This window comes from Halomonas sp. BLK-85 (assembly GCF_044792155.1).
Classification (GTDB): domain Bacteria; phylum Pseudomonadota; class Gammaproteobacteria; order Pseudomonadales; family Halomonadaceae; genus Vreelandella.
The window spans coordinates 1,462,454-1,484,117 of the sequence record NZ_CP087731.1 but is presented as its reverse complement, the minus strand read 5'-3'; the positions used below and the strand labels follow the sequence as shown (position 1 = coordinate 1,484,117).

General features: G+C 55.6%; 13 protein-coding genes and 1 riboswitch. Of the genes, 7 read left to right on the top strand and 6 right to left on the bottom strand.

Annotated features, from left to right (window positions below; genetic code table 11):
• The first annotated feature begins 108 nt into the window (after positions 1-108).
• Positions 109-243: riboswitch (guanidine-I (ykkC/yxkD leader) on the top strand.
• 57 nt (positions 244-300) lie between these two features.
• The 7 genes from LL947_RS06615 (at position 301) to atzF (ending at position 10,002) form a co-directional block, all read left to right on the top strand.
• Positions 301-1,377 (top strand): putative urea ABC transporter substrate-binding protein, encoded by a 1,077-nt coding sequence (locus LL947_RS06615; RefSeq protein ID WP_499834302.1) that lies wholly within the window; start codon positions 301-303, stop codon positions 1,375-1,377.
• A gap of 60 nt (positions 1,378-1,437) precedes the next feature.
• Positions 1,438-2,265 (top strand): ABC transporter permease, encoded by an 828-nt coding sequence (locus LL947_RS06610; RefSeq protein WP_290823636.1) that lies wholly within the window; start codon positions 1,438-1,440, stop codon positions 2,263-2,265.
• A complete protein-coding gene (locus LL947_RS06605) occupies positions 2,262-3,056 on the top strand; it encodes an ABC transporter ATP-binding protein (RefSeq protein ID WP_499834301.1) in 795 nt (264 codons plus the stop codon). Before LL947_RS06610 ends, LL947_RS06605 begins: the two co-directional genes overlap by 4 nt.
• Complete coding sequence (locus LL947_RS06600) at positions 3,053-3,775, top strand: urea amidolyase associated protein UAAP1 (RefSeq protein ID WP_499834300.1); 723 nt, start codon at positions 3,053-3,055, stop codon at positions 3,773-3,775. The genes LL947_RS06605 and LL947_RS06600 overlap by 4 nt, the downstream gene beginning before the upstream one ends.
• A gap of 13 nt (positions 3,776-3,788) precedes the next feature.
• Positions 3,789-4,427 (top strand): urea amidolyase associated protein UAAP2, encoded by a 639-nt coding sequence (locus tag LL947_RS06595; protein WP_499834299.1) that lies wholly within the window; start codon positions 3,789-3,791, stop codon positions 4,425-4,427.
• Positions 4,428-4,503: 76 nt separating this feature from the next.
• The gene (gene uca, locus LL947_RS06590; protein WP_499834298.1) at positions 4,504-8,118 is read left to right on the top strand and encodes an urea carboxylase; all 3,615 of its coding nucleotides are present in this window, start codon (positions 4,504-4,506) and stop codon (positions 8,116-8,118) included.
• Between the two features lie 69 nt (positions 8,119-8,187).
• A complete protein-coding gene (atzF, locus tag LL947_RS06585) occupies positions 8,188-10,002 on the top strand; it encodes an allophanate hydrolase (RefSeq protein WP_499834297.1) in 1,815 nt (604 codons plus the stop codon).
• 316 nt (positions 10,003-10,318) lie between these two features.
• Here atzF and LL947_RS06580 read toward each other — a convergent pair whose 3' ends face one another.
• The 6 genes from LL947_RS06580 to LL947_RS06555 all read right to left on the bottom strand — a co-directional run bounded on the left by LL947_RS06580 (position 10,319) and on the right by LL947_RS06555 (position 21,452).
• Positions 10,319-12,040: a class I SAM-dependent methyltransferase gene (locus LL947_RS06580; RefSeq protein WP_499834296.1), complete on the bottom strand. Its 1,722-nt coding sequence runs from the start codon at positions 12,038-12,040 to the stop codon at positions 10,319-10,321.
• A 203-nt stretch (positions 12,041-12,243) separates the two neighbouring features.
• The gene (locus LL947_RS06575; RefSeq protein WP_499834295.1) at positions 12,244-13,053 is read right to left on the bottom strand and encodes an EVE domain-containing protein; all 810 of its coding nucleotides are present in this window, start codon (positions 13,051-13,053) and stop codon (positions 12,244-12,246) included.
• A gap of 329 nt (positions 13,054-13,382) precedes the next feature.
• A complete protein-coding gene (locus tag LL947_RS06570; RefSeq protein ID WP_499834294.1) occupies positions 13,383-14,186 on the bottom strand; it encodes a hypothetical protein in 804 nt (267 codons plus the stop codon).
• A 290-nt stretch (positions 14,187-14,476) separates the two neighbouring features.
• Positions 14,477-18,103 (bottom strand): DEAD/DEAH box helicase, encoded by a 3,627-nt coding sequence (locus LL947_RS06565; protein WP_499834293.1) that lies wholly within the window; start codon positions 18,101-18,103, stop codon positions 14,477-14,479.
• Positions 18,100-20,052 (bottom strand): phospholipase D-like domain-containing protein, encoded by a 1,953-nt coding sequence (locus LL947_RS06560; RefSeq protein WP_499834292.1) that lies wholly within the window; start codon positions 20,050-20,052, stop codon positions 18,100-18,102. Before LL947_RS06560 ends, LL947_RS06565 begins: the two co-directional genes overlap by 4 nt.
• Positions 20,049-21,452 carry a hypothetical protein gene (locus tag LL947_RS06555; protein WP_499834291.1) on the bottom strand — a complete coding sequence of 468 codons (1,404 nt, stop codon included), beginning with the start codon at positions 21,450-21,452 and terminating at the stop codon, positions 20,049-20,051. The genes LL947_RS06560 and LL947_RS06555 overlap by 4 nt, the downstream gene beginning before the upstream one ends.
• Between the last annotated feature and the right edge of the window lie 212 nt (positions 21,453-21,664).

Genomic DNA, 21,664 nt, shown 5'->3' with positions numbered 1-21,664 from the left:
CACACTCAACAAACTGATATTAATCAACTTTTATGCAATGGCATGAATAGTGCATTATTTTCAGGTGAGCATGGGCACCGGTAGCATTGCTGCCACACAATGTAGCTTTCAATAGATTGCTAGGGTTCCGACACCATTAATGAATGGCCCTGATGGCGTGACTGGTCCAAGAGCAATCGACCTTGCATGATTGATTCACTGTCAGCCGGCAAGGTTACACGGCGGGATAAAAGCCCGGGAGGATAAGGCTCAGCAATGCGCCGATGCCCCTGATTTTATCCATAGCCGCCGGAGGCTTCCATGTTGCCCAAACGTCCTATCTCCTCGACAAGCTTACTTCTCGCCCCCCTTTCAACGCTAATGCTGGCGTCAGCCGTTGCTGTCTCGCCGGTCCAGGCTCAGGAACGCGATGAATTCAGCGTCTGCTGGTCTATCTATGCTGGCTGGATGCCCTGGGCCTACATTGATGCCGAAGGCATCATGGATAAGTGGGCAGACAAATACGATATCAGTATCGACGTGGTTCAGATCAACGACTACGTCGAATCCATCAATCAGTACACCTCTGGCAACATGGACGGCTGCACCATGACCAACATGGATGCCCTTACCCTTCCGGCTGCCAGCGGCGTTGATTCCACCGCCCTGATTGTCGGCGATTATTCCAACGGCAACGATGGCATTGTGCTGAAGGGAAGCGATGATCTGGCGGATATCGAAGGCAGGAACGTCAACCTGGTGCAGTTCAGCGTCTCGCATTACCTGCTGGCCCGAGGCCTGGAAAGCATCGGCCTGAGCGAACGTGATGTCGAGACGGTCAACAGCTCGGATGCCGATATTGTCGGGCTTTTCTCAAGCGAATCCACCGAAGCCGTTACCACCTGGAACCCGCAGCTCAGCGCCATTGCTGAAATGCCGAATGCCAACGTGGTCTACACCTCCGCCGAGATCCCGGGCGAGATCCTTGACCTCATGGTCGTCAACACCCAGACACTTCAAGACTACCCGGAACTGGGCCACGCCCTGGTCGGCGCCTGGTATGAGGTCATGGACCTGATGGCCAACGACGACGAGCAGGCACTCACCCAGATGGCCGAGGCGGCAGGCACCGATCTCGAAGGGTATCAGGAACAACTGGCCGCCACCTACCTGTACACCGACCCCAATGAGGCGCTTGACTTGATCGAAAGCTCCGACGTGCTGACGACCATGGAAAGAGTCGCCGAATTCAGTTTCACCCACGGCCTGCTGGGCGATATGGCCCCTAATGCGGGCGTCGTCGGCATTGAAACGCCCTCCGGCACCTTTGGCGATGAAGGCAATGTAAGACTGCGCTTTGACCCAAGTTTTACCCAGACCTACATCGACGCTGAATAAGACGTGTCATGGGAGTGGCAAACGCCACTCCCGCTGCCCTCAATCTGTGTGGACACAGCCATGAAGCGATTCATTAACCTAACGCCCTCACGGGGAAGCCGCTGGCTACTGGGCTTACTGCCTTTCCTGCTGCTGGCCGTGCTCTATATGAGCCTTTCCAGCGCCCGGCTGGCGGAAAACCCCGACGACCGCCTGCTGCCCACACCGTCAAAAATGGCCGGTTCGTTTTATCACCTGGCCACGGTCGAAAACGCGCGAACCGGCGAGGTCCTGCTATGGACAGATACCTTTGCCAGCCTGGAACGCATTGTGATTGGTGTGAGCATCAGCGCGCTGATTGGCCTGATCGTCGGCATCCTGAGTGGGGGCCTGCCCATGGTGCGGGCCAAGCTCTCGCCGCTGATCACCGTTGTCTCGCTGATTCCGCCCATGGCAATACTGCCTATTCTGTTTATCGCCTTTGGAACCGGTGAGGCGTCAAAAATCGCGCTGATCGCGATTGGCGTGACGCCATTTCTTATCCGCGATCTTCAGGGCCATGCCATACGCCTACCCGATGAACAATTAATCAAGGCGCAAACCCTGGGCGCCAGCTCCTGGCAGGTGCTGTTAAGGGTACTGCTGCCGCAGCTGACACCACGCCTGCTGAATGCCACGCGTTTGGCACTGGGCACCGCCTGGCTATTTTTGATCGCTGCTGAAGCGATAGCCGCCCAGGAAGGACTGGGCTACCGAATTTTCCTTGTCCGCCGCTACCTGTCCATGGATATCATTCTGCCCTACGTGGCATGGATAACCCTGCTGGCGTTTCTGCTGGATCAACTGTTGGCCTGGACATCACGCCTGGCCTTTCCCTGGTACCACGCAGGCGAAGGAGATAACGCATGAGCCTGCTCGCTGCCAAACGGCTTGAGAAACACTACGGCCATCATGTCGTGCTTGAAAATCTTAACTTTAGCGTAGAGCCCGGTGAGTTTGTCACCCTGGTAGGCGCTTCCGGGTGCGGTAAAACCACCTTTCTCAAAATGCTGCTGGGCACGGAAGCCACATCCAGGGGGAGCCTCACGCTGGATGACAAACCGATTCCCAATGAGCCAGGGCCAGACCGCGGCGTTGTCTTTCAGAAATACTCAGTTTTTCCTCATCTGACGGTGCTGGGTAACGTCATGATTGCCGATGAACTGCACAGCGCCCGGTTTTTGGGCAAGAGCTTTGGTACTGCCAGACGCCGGGCAATTGACACCGCCCGGGCCCGCATCGACGAAGTGGGCCTGAGCCATGCGCTGAACAAATACCCTCACGAGCTTTCCGGTGGCATGCAGCAGCGTCTGGCCATCGCGCAGGCGCTGATGATGCGGCCACGTATCCTGTTGCTGGATGAGCCCTTCGGCGCCCTCGACCCGGGCATCCGCCAGGACATGTACGGGCTTATCAACCGCCTGTGGAAAGAGCAGGAACTGACCATTTTCATGATTACCCACGACCTCAAGGAAGCCTTTGAGCTAGGCACCCGGCTGTGGGTCTTTGACAAGACGCGCCACGACCCCCAGGCCCCGGAGGCGTATGGGGCCACCATCACCTACGACCTGCCTATCTCGCGAGACCGCGCTTCCACCGCGCTCAAGGAAGTGCTGCAGAAAGGCGGCCTGCAAACCCATACGGAGGAGACGCTGCTGTGAAAAACGACGCTCACTATACGACCCATCTACCCGGCGGGCATCACTGGTCACTGCGCCTGCGCCGCGGCACCACCCTCACCCTGACCGCGCAACAGGCGGATACTAACGTAGGCGTGTTGTGCTACAACCCGGAAAACCTGCTGGAACGGCTGAACCTGCCCGACACCCTGAAGTGCCAGCACACCTTCAAGCTCACCCAGGGGCACTGCCTCTACTCGGATATGGGGCGCATTTTTGCCTCCATCACCGACGACAATCTCGGCTGGCATGACAGCGTGGGCGGCAACCTCCTGCCTCAACACCTGGTCAGCAAGGGCTGGCAACCGGTGAGCTACCAGCAGGCACATAACGACTGGACCCGCACCGGCTTCGATGCCTTTCTGGTAGAGCTTGCCAAATACGGCCTGGGCCGCCGGGACATGGCAGCCAACCTGAATCTGTTTTCCCGGGTGGAAAGCGACGATGCCGGCATGCTGCGCTATGTCAACGGCCATTGCCAGCCCGGCAGCCAGATCACCCTGCGTATGGAGATGGACACCCTGGTACTGCTGCACACCTGCCCCCACCCGCTGGACCCCAGCGTTGACTACCCGCGCCGCGGCGTGGACATCGCCCTGGGCACCGCCGAACCGCCGACTGACGATGATCCCTGCTATCTGTCGCGCCCCGAAAACGCGCGTGGCTTTGCCAATAACCGTCTCTACCATCTGGGCCTGTAAGGGGAAATGTCAAATGATTATTGAAAGCACACGTCACCCCGAGAACGCCTTGAGCCGCACCACGGTCAATGCGGGCGATCACTATATTGGTATCGTCAAGCGTGGCCAGACCCTGCGCATCCTCGACCTGGAAGGCAATCAGGCTGCTGACACCCTGTTTTTCAGCGCTGACGATACCAGCGAGCGCTACAGTGCCATGGACACCGTGCGTGAACAGGGCGCTGTCTACCTCACCGCGGGTTCCCGTCTGATATCCAGTGAAGGGCGCGGCATGCTGACCATTACCGCTGACACCTGCGGTCGCCACGATACTCTGGGGGGTGCCTGCTCCAGTGAAAGCAATACCGTTCGCTACGATCTGGAAAAACGTCACATGCACTCCTGCCGTGACAACTGGATGCAGGCCATTGCCGACTATCCGGAATACGGCCTGACCAAGCGCGATATCACGCACAACATCAATTTTTTCATGAATGTGCCCGTCACGGCGGAGGGCGACCTGACCTTCGAGGATGGCATCTCGGCGCCCGGCAAGTACGTTGAAATGAAAGCCGAAATGGATGTAATTGTGCTGGTCTCCAACTGCCCACAGCTCAACAACCCGTGCAACGGCTATGATCCCACGCCCATTGAGCTGTTGATCTGGCAGTAAGCAACACGCCCGGGGACGACCCCACAAGGCCAAACAACCTGCGGGACGACCCGCCCTCGTTTGCAGGCAATCTCACATGTTCAGCAAAGTACTTATTGCCAATCGCGGTGCTATTGCCGCACGCATTCTGCGCACATTAAAGGCACTGAATATCGGCAGCGTAGTGGTTTACGCGGATGCCGATCGCGACGCACCCTATGTCCACCAGGCCGATGAAGCCTATTCACTTGGCCCGGGAACCGCGAGCGATACCTATCTCAATATCGACAAGCTGATCGCCGTTGCCGGGCAAAGCGGTGCCCAGGCAGTGCATCCCGGCTACGGTTTTCTGTCCGAGAACACCCGCTTTATCACTGCCTGCGATACCGCCGGGCTCATCTTTCTGGGCCCCACGGCAGCACAGATCGAACAGTTTGGCCTCAAGCACCAGGCGCGCGCGATTGCCAGACAGGCAGGCGTTCCCCTGGTGCCAGGCTCCGAACTGCTCTCGGATATTGACGAGGCCCTGGCCAGCGCCGAGCAGATCGGCTACCCCGTCATGCTTAAATCCACCGCTGGCGGCGGCGGTATCGGCATGCAGATATGCCAGAGCGCGGCTGAACTTGAACGGGCCTTTGATTCGGTCAAAGGCCTGGGTGAGCGCAACTTTGGTGATGGCGGCGTCTTCCTTGAAGCCTATATCGCCAGCGCCCGCCACCTGGAAGTACAGTTATTCGGGGATGGTGAAGGCAGCGTTGTCGCACTGGGCGAACGCGACTGCTCCACCCAGCGCCGCCACCAGAAGGTGATTGAAGAGTGCCCCGCGCCGAACCTCCCGGACCGGATACGCAGCGAGCTACTGGCGACGGCCGTTTCCCTGGGCAAGGCCGTCAATTACCGCAGTGCCGGTACCGTTGAGTTTATCTACGACACCCAGCGCCAGGCCTTCTATTTCCTGGAGGTCAACACCCGCCTGCAGGTTGAGCATGGCGTGACGGAGCAGGTGTATGGCATTGATATCGTGGAATGGATGCTACGCCTGGGGGCCGCTCAGCTTTCCCCGCTGAACGCGCTGGCTGACCACCTTGTCCCCCAGGGTCACGCAGTACAGGCGCGCCTTTATGCCGAAGACCCCGCACATGATTTTCGACCCAGTGCCGGCCTGCTGACCGAGGTCGCCTTTCCTCAAGCGGAGGGCCTGCGCATCGATCATGCCCTGGAAGCCGGGCTGGACATATCCGCCCTCTTTGATCCCATGCTCGCCAAGGTGATCGTGCATGGCCCAGACCGTGAAGCGGCGATTGATCAGCTGGCTGCCACCCTGGATCACACCAGCGTTTACGGCATTACCACCAACCGCACCTGGCTTGCCCATGTGCTGCGCGCCGAGCGCTTCAGGCACGCCGACCTGGATACCCACTGGCTGACAACTCTTGACTGGGCACCGCCAGCCATCGAGGTGATCGCGCCTGGCACCCTGACCACCCTGCAGGACTTTCCCGGCCGCCAGGGCCACTGGGATGTGGGGGTTCCCCCCTCTGGCCCCTTCGATGACTGGTCGTTTCGCCTGGGCAACCGCTTGCTGGATAACCCGGCTGACGCGGCCGGGCTTGAAATCACCCTCACCGGCCCAACGCTGCGCTTTCATCGCGCCAGCCAGATCGTGCTCACAGGCGCCCCGATACCTGCCAGCCTGGACGGTCAGGCGGTCGGCTTCTGGCAGGTGCTGGATATCGCCGCCGGTGCAACCCTGACACTCGACAAGGCCACGGCAGGCACCCGCGCCTACCTGCTGGTGCGGGGCGGGGTTGAATGCCCTCGATACCTGGGGTCGCGCAGCACCTTCACCCTTGGCCAGTTTGGCGGCCACGGCGGGCGCGCCTTGCGCAGCGGCGACATGCTTGACCTGCCACCGCTTGCCCCCGCCCCGGCGGCAGCGCTGGAAGAGGCGCTGATTCCGGCCTTCGCCACCCAGGAAAGCGGCAAGACATGGCAAATCGCCGTGCTCTACGGCCCGCACGGGGCACCGGATTTTTTCACCGACAAGGATATTGAGCGCTTCTTTGATCATGAGTGGGAAGTGCACTACAACTCCAGCCGCACCGGCGTCCGGCTGATTGGCCCACGCCCGGAATGGGCCAGGGCCGACGGCGGCGAGGCGGGTCTTCACCCCTCCAATATCCACGACAACGCCTACGCCTTTGGCACCATCGACTTCACCGGCGATATGCCGGTCATCCTTGGCCCGGACGGCCCCTCCCTGGGCGGGTTTGTGTGCCCGGCCACCGTGGTGCGAGCCGAACGCTGGAAACTCGGCCAGCTGGGCGCAGGCGACAAGGTTCGCTTTGTGCCCGTCAGCCTTGCCTCGGCGCGCGCGCTCGAGGAACGCCAGCTGGCTCAGCTTGAAAGCCTTGCCGCACTGCCGGACCTGCCCTGCGTCGAGGAAGGCGGCAACCCCATCCTGCGCGATGTGCCTGCCGACACCGCCGGAGAACGCATCGTCTATCGCCGCGCCGGGGATGACTTTCTGCTCATCGAGTTTGGCGCCATGGAGCTGGATATTGCCCTGCGCTTCCGGGCCCATGCCTGGATGCTCTGGCTCCAGGAGCACCCCCTGCCCGGCCTGCGGGAATTGACGCCCGGCATCCGTTCGCTGCAAGTACATTACGAACCGCTTGAGCTGAGCCTGGATGCGTTACTTGCGCACCTGCTGGACGCAGAGCGTGCCCTGGTCGACGTCGCGTCGCTGGAAGTGGCCTCCCGGGTGGTGCATCTGCCGCTCTCCTGGGACGACCCCGCCTGCCAGGCAGCCATTGACAAATACCAGCGCAGCGTCCGCCCGGACGCCCCCTGGTGCCCCAGCAATCTGGACTTCATCCGCCGCATCAATGCGCTTGAAAGCGAACAGGACGTTCGCGACGTGATTTTCAATGCCCGCTACCTGGTCATGGGCCTGGGCGACGTTTACCTGGGCGCCCCCGTCGCCACCCCTCTGGACCCGCGCCAGCGCCTGGTCACCACCAAATACAACCCCGCCCGCACCTGGACCGCCGAAAACTCTGTTGGCATTGGCGGCGCCTATTTATGCGTCTACGGGATGGAAGGCCCGGGGGGGTACCAGTTTGTTGGCCGCACACTGCAGATGTGGAACCGCTACCGCACCACGCAACACTTTGAAAATCCCTGGCTGCTGCGCTTTTTCGATCAGCTGCGTTTCTATGAGGTGAGCCACGACGAACTCGAACAAATTCGCCGCGACTTCCCGCATGGGCGATTCGAGCTGCCGGTGGAAACGGCGCACTTCCGCCTGGCGGACTATCAGGCCGATATCGACAGAAACGCCACGGACATAGAGGCCTTCCGCCGCAGACGCGAGACTGCCTTCCAGGCAGAGATGGCCGCCTGGCGCGCCAATGGGCAGTTCACCTTTGATGACCAGGCCCCGCAAAATACTGAAATAACCGAACTGGATGACCACGAGCTGGGCATAGAAAGCCCCGTGACCGGCAGTTTGTGGAAGCTCCTCATCCAGGAGGGCGAACAGGTGAGTGCCGGCCAGCCGGTGGCGCTGGTGGAATCGATGAAAATGGAGGTGGAAATTACCGCCCACTGCGCCGGCCGGGTGGTCAGGCTGCCGCTGAGCGAAGGCGCCTCTGTTGCCCCCGGCCAGCCTCTGGTGGTGCTTGCCGATGAGGCGAGTGAAGCGTCATGACGATGCATGCAGACACAGCCGTCGTACCCTGTTTACTTTCAATAACCTCTCTTTGAGCGTGAGACCCTGATGACGACTACATTTGCACTCGATATTGCCAGCCTGCAGGCGGCCTATCGCCGAGGCGAGCTGACGCCCCCCGCCCTGGTTGACACCCTGCTGGCGGCGGGCGACGCCCAGGCGGATCAAAGCGCCTGGATCACTCGCCTGACCGCTGACCAGCTGGCACCTTACCTGCAACGCCTGGAAGGTGAGTCACCCGATACGCTGCCGCTTTACGGTATTCCTTTCGCCATCAAGGACAACATCGACCTGGCCGGCATTCCCACCACCGCTGGCAGCCCGGCCTACGCCTATACGCCAAGCGAAAGCGCCTTTGTGGTTCAGCAACTGATTGATGCCGGTGCCATACCGCTGGGCAAGACCAACCTTGATCAGTTTGCCACCGGCCTGGTAGGTGAGCGCGCCTTGAGTGACTACGGTGTGCCTGCCAACCCCTTTGACCCCGAGGTGATCCCGGGCGGTTCGAGCAGCGGATCAGCGGTTGTTACCGCAGCGGGCCTGGTGAGCTTTGCGCTGGGTACCGATACCGCAGGCTCAGGACGCGTACCCGCCTGCTTCAATAACCTGTATGGCACCAAGCCCACCCTGGGCCTGCTCAGCACCCGCGGGGTGGTGCCCGCCTGCGCCACCCTGGATACCATCAGCCTGTTCACGCTGACCGCCGATGATGCCGTTAGGCTACTGGATATAACGGCTGTCTATGATGACCAATGCGCCTGGTCTCGCAAGTACCGCTTTGCCGTTCATGGCAAGCGCTATGGCAGCATGCCTGCCCGCTTCCGCTTTGGCGTGCCCCCTGAACCCCAGTGGCAGACCGATACGGCCTACACCCAGGCCATGCATAAAGCGATCAGCACGCTGGAAGCGCTCGGGGGCGAGAAGGTGGAGCTCGACTGTTCCCCCTTGCTTGCCGCCGCGCGCCTGCTCTACGAAGGCCCCTGGGTCGCCGAACGCTACCATGTAATCCGCGACTTGATGAAAGCCCACCCGGATGCCATTCATCCGATCACATCCGCTATCACCCAGGGCGGTGCCGCCCCGCTGGCAGTGGATGCCTTCGCGGCGCGCTACCAACTTGCCGAATACAAACGTCAGTCTGATGCCGTTATGGCCCGGGCGGATGTCATGCTGGCGCCCACCACCCTCTACCACCCCACCAAGGCAGACGTGGCGCAAGACCCGATCGGCGTGAATTCGCGCCTGGGCACCTGGACCAACTTCATGAACCTGCTGGACTACAGCGCCCTTGCCGTACCCATTGATATTACCGAAAAAGGCCTGCCGGCAGGGGTAACGCTGTTTGGTCAGGCGTTCGACGACCTGACGCTGCTCTCGCTGGGCCGCGCCCTGGAAGCCCGCCTGATGCTGCCCCTCGGCGCCACCGACCATCCTCACCCGGCCCTGGAGGAACTGCCAGCGCAAGGGCTGAACGGCACCCTCGAACTGGTCGTGTGCGGTGCCCACCTGGACGGCCTGCCGCTGAATCACCAGCTCACCGAACGCGGCGGCACCCTGGTGGCAACCACCCAGAGCGCGCCCCGTTACAGACTCTACGCCCTGGCAGGCGGGCCGCCCTGGCGCCCTGCCATGGTGCGCGATGACACCGGCCAGGCAATCGAAGTGGAAGTGTGGCGTTTACCTGTTGAATCGCTGGGTAGCTTTCTCGCCGGCATTCCGGCACCGCTCGGCCTGGGCCAGGTGGAACTGGCCGATGGCCGCTGGAAGTGCGGCTTTATCTGCGCCGCAGGCGCCCTCAACGAACCCGGAGAAGCCGAGGACATCACCGACTACCGCAGTTGGCGGGCATGGCTATCGCGCTAGCGCTTGCAAGCCGCAAAGGTTTTGCTGAGGATGATTCTGACCAGTAGCGGCGTTTGGGAAAATATCCTCAGTGATTAAACCGTGCTTGATAGTGAGTGGGAAGTAACCGCACATGATGCTCAATGGCACCAGGCAAAACGAACAGGCGAGGCGAAGACCCAAAAGCATAAAGTGGCCTCTTATGGCATCAGAGACACTTTACTGCCCCACTTGACTGGTGCCCGGCCCTTCCCGGTCAGGCACCAGATTAAAACAGCTGATACGTTTTCGTGAGTAGGCACGCGCATGTTTGCTGGAGGCTGCGGGATCAAGGCTTTCATCGTCTCGTGGCTGACCTTAGGTTCAACGCTCCCAACCATTCGACCAGCTGCTGATTGGCCTTTAGGCGCTGACGTTGCAACAGAGCGCTTTCGAAAAGTTTATCCAGAGAGGCATCAGGGGTTGCCAAGGGCAATGCAACGGCGGCTTCATCCCTGAATTGTTGATGGATCAACGGGTTATCATCCAGGCATTGCCACCAGTGCAGAATGTCTTCTCTTGCCTTGTGCATTACCTGAGCCGCAGGCAGTCGGTCTGATTTTGCCTGATTGGCTTTTTCCGTCGCAGGTAGCAGGTTCCAGAGATCGTTGTTATTCCAGCGTGACCATGGGAAACAATGATCAATGGCATAAGCACTGCGGTGAAGATCGTTGTGCGTCCAGACACAAGGCAACGGCGCTGGATGTTTCAGACGCTGTGCCACCAGCTGGCGAACCTGCTGCGTATCACGACGGTTTTCCTGCCACTGTAAGGCGTGATGCAGAGTGCCAATATCGTAGCCGGAGTCATATCGCTGCATCAGCTGCACCCATTCATGGACGATGGCAGGCTCCAGCCAGCAGGCATAACGACTCATTGCATCCCAAAGCGGTGTCGGGATTTGAAACGTGCCGCAAGATGCCAGCGTTGCACTATCAAGGCGAACAGCCTGTTCCCGGACACGCATGCCCTTATACTGCCCTTCAAAGACCGGACGCTGGCTGCCAGGCCAGGTAATAAAATGCGCGGGCATTTTGAGAATGGTCTGGCAAGCATCACGCAGCGCGCGCATCACACTGGCGGCACATTTAGGATCAAGGAAAGCCGATCCTATCCGCAGATCATGGGGAGACAGTTGCCGAAGGCGATAGAAATCATCCTTGGCAAAGCCATAGCCTTTTTGGCCAGGTGATTGGCGTAGATCACGCTCGATTAACAAGGGTCGGTATAGTTTGATCCAGAAGAGCCCTACCGCGCCCAGTGGTATTGTGACCCATTCATCCGTACGCGACATTACGATTCCCGGCGCGCTATCTGCCAGGCGTGTCAGCGTACGCAGTAGCCCCAACTTGTAAGATGAGGCCTTGTCATCGTTCACGATAATATGGCGTAAGGACGGCAGAGCACCGGTGCCATCATCAGGGAGCCGGAACACACGTAAATGCCAGGTCACGCCATCTCGTCCCAGCTGATCATCATTGTGGCTCGCTTGAACCGGTAACAGTGCAAGGTTTTGTGCCCAGCTATCCAGCACGCCCATCTCGGCCGGATGAAACTGGCGTGAATCATTATTCGGGCCTTCACGAAAGGTCATCACCAGATGCCCACCTGGTGCTAGCAAGGAACTCAACACGCGCAAAGCGCGTTGCTGATCCTCACCCGGCAAATGCATCCAGACAGCGGAAACCAGAATCAGCTGAAAGCGTTGCGCTAGCTGACGCACAGAGCTCAGGGCAGGCAAGCTATCTTCCAACCAGCTGACGTCCAGACCGGCTGTCGTGGTTTGCCCCAAGGCGCGAAGCTTATCAGCCGGTTCAACAGCAACCACCTGCCACCCCCGTAGAGCCAAGGCCTTGACATCACGCCCGCTGCCAGCCCCAATATCCAAGGCTAACCCGGGTTGCTCCGGCAAATGATGCAACCACTCGCCATGAACCCGCTCAAACTCCAGCGATTGATATTGATCAAACAGACGCTGAGCATGCTCATCATAGAAATGGGTGGAGTGAGACGTCGCCATGTCTGATCCCTGGTTTGCCGTTGTAAGCCAATGCATTGACAATAGCATTTTTCTGTTGGGCAACCGAATGCGTCAGGTCAGGGAATGTCCGCTATCGGCCAAGAGCGGTCTTTGAGGCGACACTGATATAACGCCGCCAACACGCGCAGCTTTGTAGTGAAGGCGAAGCCGCAACGAAAAAGCTGTCGCCGTGCTTGGCCTTGTTATCTTCTGTTTGCATGCAGCTTGGCAAATTTCTCATAATTTTCGGTCACATCTGAATTTGCATGAACCGCCCTGTGGCAGTTGGCGCACAAAACCGCCAGATCATTCAGTGCAGTTCGTACCGGTGCCGCCGCAGCCGCAAGCGGGTTTCTGTGATGAACCTCGTATGCGCGTTCAGAGAACGGCTTTGGATGATGAGCGGACGCCGAAAACCCACAAATCTCGCAAAATAAGCTTCCATGTTCTTTTCGAAACGCAGACAGCTTGTCGCGGCGTAGCAGCGATGAGCGCTCACGAGCATAGTGAGCGCGGAGCTGTTGTTTACCCTCAACAACACCGGCGGCTGGGAAGGTATCTATGGGAGCCCCCCAAAGATGTATCAGCGCAGCCATCTCGTCGTCTGACAAGTGAAAGACTGTACCGTTTGGAATCGTGATGATAGTTGAAGAGGCCAGTGTACCGTCATTCTTTGCGATAGACCTCGCGACCATGCCCTCGTCAGTTGAAAGACGAACCTCGCTGAGCTGAATACCGGTTTTGAACTCAGTGGGGCTCGATTCGCCCGCGACCCACAGATCATCACCAAGCGCTTCCGGGTGCTTCACTTCCTGAGCTTGCGTTGGTTCTTCTACTACCCGACCAACCGCTACAGCGCCAGCATCGCTACCTGCGCGCCAAATAATTACAGGGTCACCAACCGAAATTTCTTTGATGTAACGGTTCGTACGCCAGTAGATCAGTTGCGAGTAGCGGGAAAGGTAATCGTCAATATCAAAACGATTCGGGTTCCCTTGAAATATCCACGCCATGAGTTACAAGCTCCAAAGAAGATAACAGTGATTATATACCCGTCTACATAAGCTCAATGATCCCGACAGCGCGTTAATTCAGGTTATACCGCCTTTCATTGACCACCTATCCCATTGAAATAAAGAGAAACTAATTATAAATAGGCAGCATAACATAGATTATCGTGACGGCTGCATAATACAGCTGAACCAGCATGCCGCTTTCGCCGAAAAGTCCGCTTTGGGTCGTCAACTGCCATCTATATCATCAGCGTAGCTTGAAGCTCTGCATTCGGCCAGGAGTGGTCTTTTTTGGAGCAAAAGGCGCAATATAACGGGGTCGCAATTCATCAGCTTTTTGTCCTCACATCCTGCCGAACCAAAATAAACAACGCCGCTTCCAGATTCGCTATTCTCATCGGTTGATTAATTTCTTTGGCCATGGCCCTTAAAGCAGATAGGAACAAGCGGTAACCACGTGGGTTAAGTGCGATACCTAGGCCCTGCTGCAAAACGTCATCAAGGACCGCGTATCGCTCAGGATCTAGCATACGCAAATGTTTGCTGGCGAATGAAACGCCAAGCCCTTTTATCTGTGCACCTTTGGCAATGGCATCTTCATCTTTACAAGGACTATTTGCAAAAACCAGCCATGACCTCAGCACCTGAGCCAAACTCTCTGCCCCGTGATGACGCTGCAAATTTCCCCAGACCCTTTGACCTCGCCCCCATTCACAAACTCCTCGGGAAAATTGAAGAAAATCTGCAGCACTAGAACTCTCTGACAGTGAACCACCCTTCAATTCCAGAGAATGTGTGCTCGCCGCCTCCACACCGAGTAGAAAGTTAGCGCTGACCAATGCGGCTTCAGAAAATCTGAAGCCACAAAATTCTAAACTTTTGCTCTCTGCAAACACGCAACCTTGCTCATAGTCATCGACAACCCGCATCACACCATCCGCGGCTTTGAATGGCCAAGGATGAGTTGTCTCCACGCCAAGAGCATATGCATCACAAGATGGACATACGCCCACCCACTGAACATTCGAGATCTTTTTGGAGGTGAAAGACGCCTTCGTAAAATTCAGCGCCTCTTTCAAGGTCCTGCCATTGATCTTGGCTAATTCGCCGCCGCATTGTTCACATTGTTCCAAGGCCTGCTCCTGATATCAATCTGATGTCTAACGCGGGGCGAAGCGACGGCCCCCAAGTGACATCAGCCTTACACGAATTGTTAAATGCTGAGTAGATCAACAAAATCTTTATATGAGCCTCGAAAGGACCGCTCAGAGTCGTCAACTGCCGCCCCATTGTCAGAGTAGCTTGAAGCTCTGCACCAGGCCAGGAGCATAATTTCAGACAAATCTTATATATTGTCGGAACCACCCACTGAGAAAGGATGGAGAAAACGAGCTGCGCGTTTCTATGTTCGGTGGATTGACTATCAAAAAGAAACAACATAGTTGAACCAACGTTCTAGCAGTTCACGCTCTTCCAACTGAAAATCACCACTTGGGAAATTGAGCTGAGCTTCCTGACGACCTTCTGCAGTGCGCCGGAAATTCGCAAATGGAAACCGGTTATTCAATTTCAGAAGGCTTTGAATGCTATCAACTGCATTACCGCCAGAATCGGAATCCTCCAGCAGCTGTTTGAGCTTGCCCGAAGGTAATGGTTGAGATAAACGCGCCACAGCACCATTTTCTGTCCACTCACTAGGGAGGTTTTTTCGAGCTTGCCCTTGGAGTATTTCTGGCAATGGCTTCGGCCCGGATACCACTTTGTTGCCAACCTGAGCACGGGTGAGATCCTGCTTGTTATTAAATAACCTTGCTTCCAATTCATCCGAGAATTGCTTGATGTCCTCTAGCCCCCTCTCAAGTTCGTAAGCTGACAGATGCTGCAAATGGCCATCTTTTACGAATAGAGGGAAGTTAACCCTGGTACTAAGGTAGAAATAGCTATTGGAAGCCTGCACGTCCAGTGCCACCCGCACTAGCGGGTACTGATCACTAAGCTCATCAATCAAGCGTTGAAGTTCCTCAGAATCTGTCTCTTTTAAAGATTCCTCATTAGCGATTGGGGAACACAAGCTGACGATATACGCCGTATCTGGCACCAAAGCCGAAAATTTTGGCGAGAAACCTAAGGTTAAAAAAATTGGCTGGTGCCGCTGGGTTTCACCTTTTTTGATCACGGGGTCGATCAAAAATAACGGTTTCGGCGACGTCTGACTCGACTCCGCAGCCTGAAAGCGATCTCTTCCCCCTTCACAGATTTGGCTGAGAAGACAGTGAAGCGCCTGAACGATGTCTTCTTCCGAATGAGTCTCGTGCAGCCTATATCCGCCAGCACCATTCTCAAAATCTTCAAAGTTGGCTGGATACGGGTCAGCTACTTCTTTGTCCGACAAAGACGAAGGTTTTCGAAGAAATATCTCCCAATCCCGAGTACTGGTAGGCCTGTACTCCGCATCAAATTTTGCCTGTAAGCAGGCATCCATTCGCTCTTCTACGCGATGCTTTCGCTCGACAAAAGACGCCACCTGATCCTCGTCAACAGAGCTTTCCAAGAAGGGGTAGTGGACACTCAATTCTCCATTGCCAGAACCCAATCGACGATTCACGCACCCAAATAAACGATCGATGCGCCCTACCCTCTGCTCATTGTCACCGGGCGAACCCGCAATCCCGTAGTGATGCACCTGATGGCAATTCAGATGAAGATTCACCCCCTCCTGAAAAACTGAAGTAGACACCAAAACATTGGGATAAAACGGGCTGTTAAAGCCCAGGATCAGGCGCTGACGAGCACTACTGTTATCACCACAGGCATGCCAGGCAGGGCTAGTAAGGCGCTTTAGACTGCTCCACTCCTGGCGCCAATCCTCCAGACGGTGATCAATAATCTTGTTACACAGGGACTCGAACGTTTCCAGGGCAGAAACGAAGTATCGAAGCATCAGAGAAGCCCTGATTTTTGGACGAACAAACTCGTAAAATGCCCGGTATGACGCCTGCACATCGGATGTACGTGGTACTTCTCGTCGGAATTCGACAAACCAGCCATACAGCTCCACGATGACCGGGCTAGCGTGTAAAAAGCCCGCTTTCACATAGTTTGCAAAATTCTCTGCAATGGGCCTCCCCGAATGAGTCCATTCACTGAGTTTTTTATACAGTTCTGCCGGAAGCTCTTTTACCAGCAACGGCCAGACACTGAACAGCTCCTTCTGATAAGGCATTGATGGCGCATCATTGTCACCGGCAACTTCTCGAAGATCCGACGCAAGCTGCCAGCCACTGATCCGTTCATATTTAGCAGCCAAACCATAATTCGCCCGCTTGCCTTTACGCTCGGAATCACTGTAAAAGTGCCGATATCCGCCTTGCAGGTAATCACTGGATGGTTCCAGAAAAAGAGAGAAAAGGCTTTCAGGCTTTGTAAACCGAAGTCGAACGTTCGCGCAGTCAGTTTGGCCTCCGCCACCACGCTTAACGACAAATAGCTGAGCCACCCGAGAAGCCAGGTAATCTTCTTCTGGGTCGTCAGCATCTTCATCGTTTGGTTCAAGATCTTCGACATCATCAGGCTCACCACTCGCCCCTATGGACGATACAAATTTCTCAAACTCCTCCCGGGCAAGGCCTTTTGGCATAGTCGGGCGGGCATTCTTTCCCCAGGCCTCTGATAACATCCCCCACAATAACTGGTCGTAACGCTCATTAAGTCGCTGGGTCAATTCTCGTACTGAAGGAATGCGGCGAACGAAAATCAGGTGCTTGAGATCAGAGGGTGCGAGAGTCTTCAGCTCTAACTCTGAAGGCGTACATTCTTCAATGAGCTTACCGTATTTAGGATGTTCAGGAGTGTGACCAAAAGCCTGGTAGTAACTGTGCGTCAATCCCATCAGAAGGTTGGTATCGGCGGCCTTCGAGTAATCTCCCTGACTTGTCTCTGAAATGGACTCATTGCTCTCTTCATCGTCGTCTGTGACTGCCAACGCCGCTTGCCGCCCGACGGATTCGAACCCCTCCAAATACCCATACATCAGGCTTTTGTTTTCGTTCTTTTTATTGAGTTCAGCCACCAGGCCTTTCTGATACAGAGCAAAAAAGCCCTCTGCCTCCGGTTGCCCTTCAAACGTCGCCGGCATCGGTTTCTCATGGCGATAATGGCGTTTGCTATAGAGCTTCCCATTCCCATCCATCAGTCGCATTCGGCGTAACGCGTAGCGTCGGAGGTAATAACTGGCCCGGTCGGCTTCACTGGACCAGTTATTATCTACGGGCAGGAAATAACTGAAAATATTCGCCACGTCCGAAAGGCGTGTGTGGCTGGGCGTGGCGGTTAACAGCAGTGCTTTTTGCGCCAGTTTATTTTCTTTACCAAAAAATGCGCGAGCTGCCGCCACCCGTTGAGAGCCGCCATTAACATTTCGGAGATAATGGGCCTCATCCACAATAATCAGATCAAAGCCGCCAGCGCCAAGGGCGGTTTCACTCTTTAAACTGTCGTGGATTTGCCCTGCTTTCTCACCTGCGGCCTCAGCAGGTTTTTGAACTTCATCTGAACCGCGCAGCAGCCCACTCAGCGAATGAATGGTCATCAGATACAGATGCGAAACACCGTGATTAACCGCTGTATTCAGCTCTCCAAGCGACTTACAGACCTCGATACTGGGTACAAGTTCGCCATCAACACTGTTCTTCACGGTATGGTCTACGCCTCTGAAATGGTAACGAACCAACGTGTTGAGTTCACGGCGCCAGTGCAAACAGAGGTCTCGATTCGGCGCCATCACGAGAACCCGAGCATTCGGCTTCATCTTCCACAGCAGCGCAGCTACGCCCAATGCCTGAAACGTTTTACCCATACCGACCTCATCGGCAAGCAGTGCTACTCCCCGATCAGACAACACGTTCCATAGATAAGCCACGCCCTCGGTCTGTTTCGCAGGCATAGACTGTCGGTCACTGCCATCGTAACGCCAATCCGCGTCGTTACGATTGAAGTTGATCCATTCTGTAACCAGCTCAGGAATTACACGGCCCCAACCATCGTTACTCATACCACCTCCTTGTGTGTGTTGCGGCGATGGTATTCCTTCATCAGCCAATCACAGTATTTCGGGCTTAACGATTCAGGTAGCTCAGGCAACTTGACTTGCAAGCCTTGCCAGCGCTCCTTGGGGACACCATTACTCTCAATAGAGAGTGCATTTCGGGCGTCTAGGGCTTGCTGGCATAGTTGATTCACTTCCTGAGCAAGAAACCAGTTGAACATAGACGGGCTCGAAGTAGCGTTAATGCGATCCACCGTTTTACCCACTAGTTCGTTCAAGCAGCCAGGTCGGACAAATGACCAATACTCCAGCTCTTTCTGGCTTCGACAGGCCGATAGGAGATCGGAGTAAAGGTGGCACGCCGAGAACAAACGAAAATAGCTAATCTCAGTAGGATCGTGCTCCTGGGAGTCAGCGATTACAGCCTCATCATCGGACAAAGCATCAATTAGCACCTGGCTATCGTCATCCTCATGCACTCGGTAGGCAGCATCGTCTGCCGGCGGTTCACCGCCCGACAATACCAAGGCATCCAGCAATCCCCTCAGATCTTCATACTGCTGGGCTCTTCGAAAAACCGAAAGTTTTTCGATAATCAGTCCACGAGCGACCAAAGCGCCCTCACGAGACACTTCATAGCTGTGATGCACCAGCAATTCCTTGGTTGTTGATACAGGCAACTCCAATTCTTGTAATCGGTCCCCTTCTTGCTCAGGGACGTCCAGCCATTGCAATGCCACTGGGTGCGGCATGCCAGGAAGCTTTAATTCATAACCATGAATGGGCTTCTCTTTACCCAGCCGTACTCCTGAAACTCGATAACATTCAGTCCGCCAATCAAACATCACCTGAAGATCAAACGGCGGTGATTTCGGTACCCGCAGGCGCTCTTCCTCAAGTTGCTCCTGAGTTGCAAACAATGACTTCGAAAGCGGAAGCTCGTCACCAACATAATTTGTTACAGGATCGCTATCGTTGAAAATAAATCCTGCTTCGACATTGCAGTCAGCAGAAGAGCTTTCAAGTAACAGATTGCTGCCCGATTGGGTAAAGTTCCAGGAGCCAATCGCCAGACGGTCCGCCGTTTTCCAGAGCTTTGCGTGAGTCATCGAACTACGGTGATCCCGCTGGACCCGGGGAAGTCTGAAAGCCAACAAGCCCCGCTCATGCAACTCTGACAAACCTGCTTGCCAACCCGATCGCAGGTACTGATTCTCTACACGGTCCGGCACCAGTTGTACTTTGAGAGCCGGGTTATCTGAATAACGCTGCAGCCCTTTCACGTATTGGCTGATGTCCCTGGAAAAATAGGGAGACCAAACCACCAATGTATCGGGGTGCTCGGCCATAAGCCGGTCGAGGAACGACGGGCCCGCCAAACTATGACAGAAAATATTGTCCAATTCCGTCATCTGTTTTGGCATCGGAAAATCACTGGGAAACGGCTCATCGACATTGTCGAAGATCGACTGAAAAAACTGGGCCACCGATGTCGCCATCTGTGGGCCGGCAATTGGAATAAAAGAGAAGACTTCCTGGTTTCGCCCCCAGCCATCGACCGTTAGGTTGGCACTACCACTCCCCAGAACAGCGCCTTGGTCACCTTGAATGTAAATGACTTTGGCATGAAAAAGACTGTCCTCCGTGAACTCTAGCGCCCCATTAGCTGGCAATCGCTCCGGAGAAACACCGTGTACCGGAATCGCGGTGCGCTTGTTCTGGTCCGGCTCAATAAAGCGCTTATCGCAGAACACTTGTACATCAATGTCCCGTTCACCCAAGACCTGCTGCATACCTTCATAGTCCATTCTGAGCTTGGGCGTTTCCATGTCCAGAATGGTCGGAAGCAAATAGGTTTCTATGAACTCAATGTTGATCACAAAGCTTGTTAGCCAAACCCGCTCAACATTACCAACCGCTTTGATCTGGTCCCGGAACGCGGAGAGTAGCTTCATTGCGCTCCTCCAAAATACCCGCCAACCAGGTAATTGAATTGATGCAGATAGTAGGTGTTAACCCAAGCACCGACAGGCCTGTCCTCTCTGGCAGGAATTGGCGCGGTGCGCCCATAGTTATGGATTTCCTGACCTCGGGTTAGCTCCACCCAACGGAGCTGCCCCCGCTGTTTCATAACATTGGCGTGATAGTTGAGCAGGGCTTCGAGTTGCTCTTCAACAGTTTCCCGACACGCCAAGTCCAATATCTGATCCATACGGTGCTTTCCAGTGCCATTAAGAACCTCAAGCACTCGGGGCTTCGCCCTGACTGTTTCAGCACACTTTGGCAACGTTGAGTCAGTGCGCCCGAGGGCTTCCCAATGACGACGCATATCGGCCAATGTTTGAAGCTTCCTGTAACGCGCCAACTGGAACAACAAGTCCAACTCAGCTAACAGAGGCTCTACCCGCTGAATATCGGCCAGCTTTTGCCATTCATCGGTTTCTGAGGCCAGTTGATCAGCCGCTTCCTGAACCACCCTCTCCGGTCTTAGTTTCTCATTGCCGGTCTCGTCTGATTTCGATTCAGCTAATTGTCTCTCCATAACCCGAAGCAATGCACCGGCTGCGCCATCAGCCAGTCCGGTAACAGCCAACCAAAACTCACGGGTCTCAGCACCCACTTTGCCGCCGGTTGTAAACGCTTTGCGGTAAGCGTCACGTAGTGATGAGGGGGTGTCAGACAAGTTCAGCTTTGGGGGTACCTGACTTTTGTTTTGCAAAGTGGAGATAAGCTGAACAAGATGATTTTTGGCTTCCTCGAAGCATTGATTAAGATCGGCACTCTCACCGAGCAATTGATCAAATTCAGTCCAAAGCTCCACTGCTGTGTCGGAGAAATAACGATAGCCTTGATCAAAGAATCCCATTTCAACGAATGGGGTTTTGTAACGACCGCTAACGCCCAAACCCAATTGACGAACAAGCAGGTGGCCATCCGGCTTATCGGTAAAAATCAGTTGAGGGTTTGAGCTTCCTTCCGCCCGGGCCTTACTCCCACCCAGAATACCCATGGTATCGATCCCATCTTGTTCCGGGTGATCAACCATAGAGTAGGTAAAAATATTTTCGAGGTGGATTAAACAAGCATGAATGAATGGCAGGCTGTCTTTTGGGCCCAACTGGTCAGAAAGAGCCGAAGATACCTCCACATCCTCAGCCTGAAGCAAAGAACGGACTACTCCGTGATGCAGAAGGTTCAGGGTAAAGTTCCGCACATCATTGGAGACGGAATTTACTCGATTTCGGAAAATCTGCTGACCATAGGCAGACCAGATAACCAACTGGCCCAATGGATCAATGAACGAGTCACCAGATAGTGCATCGTCGTACTCAGTGAGCAGTGATTGCAGTTTCATTCATGTCCCTCATTCGCATTGATCTGCAGGACGTGAATCGATTTGCCGTCTACGAAGACACGCTCAAGCAACTGCAGTTGGCTACAAATTATGATGTCCTATCGTCGTTCAGGACTAACAACTGATAGGATGCGTAATAGTTTCTGATAGTGCTTGATTCGCTGGATTATTCCAAGGCCATTCGCGCTATCCTGCATATCATCTACAATCTG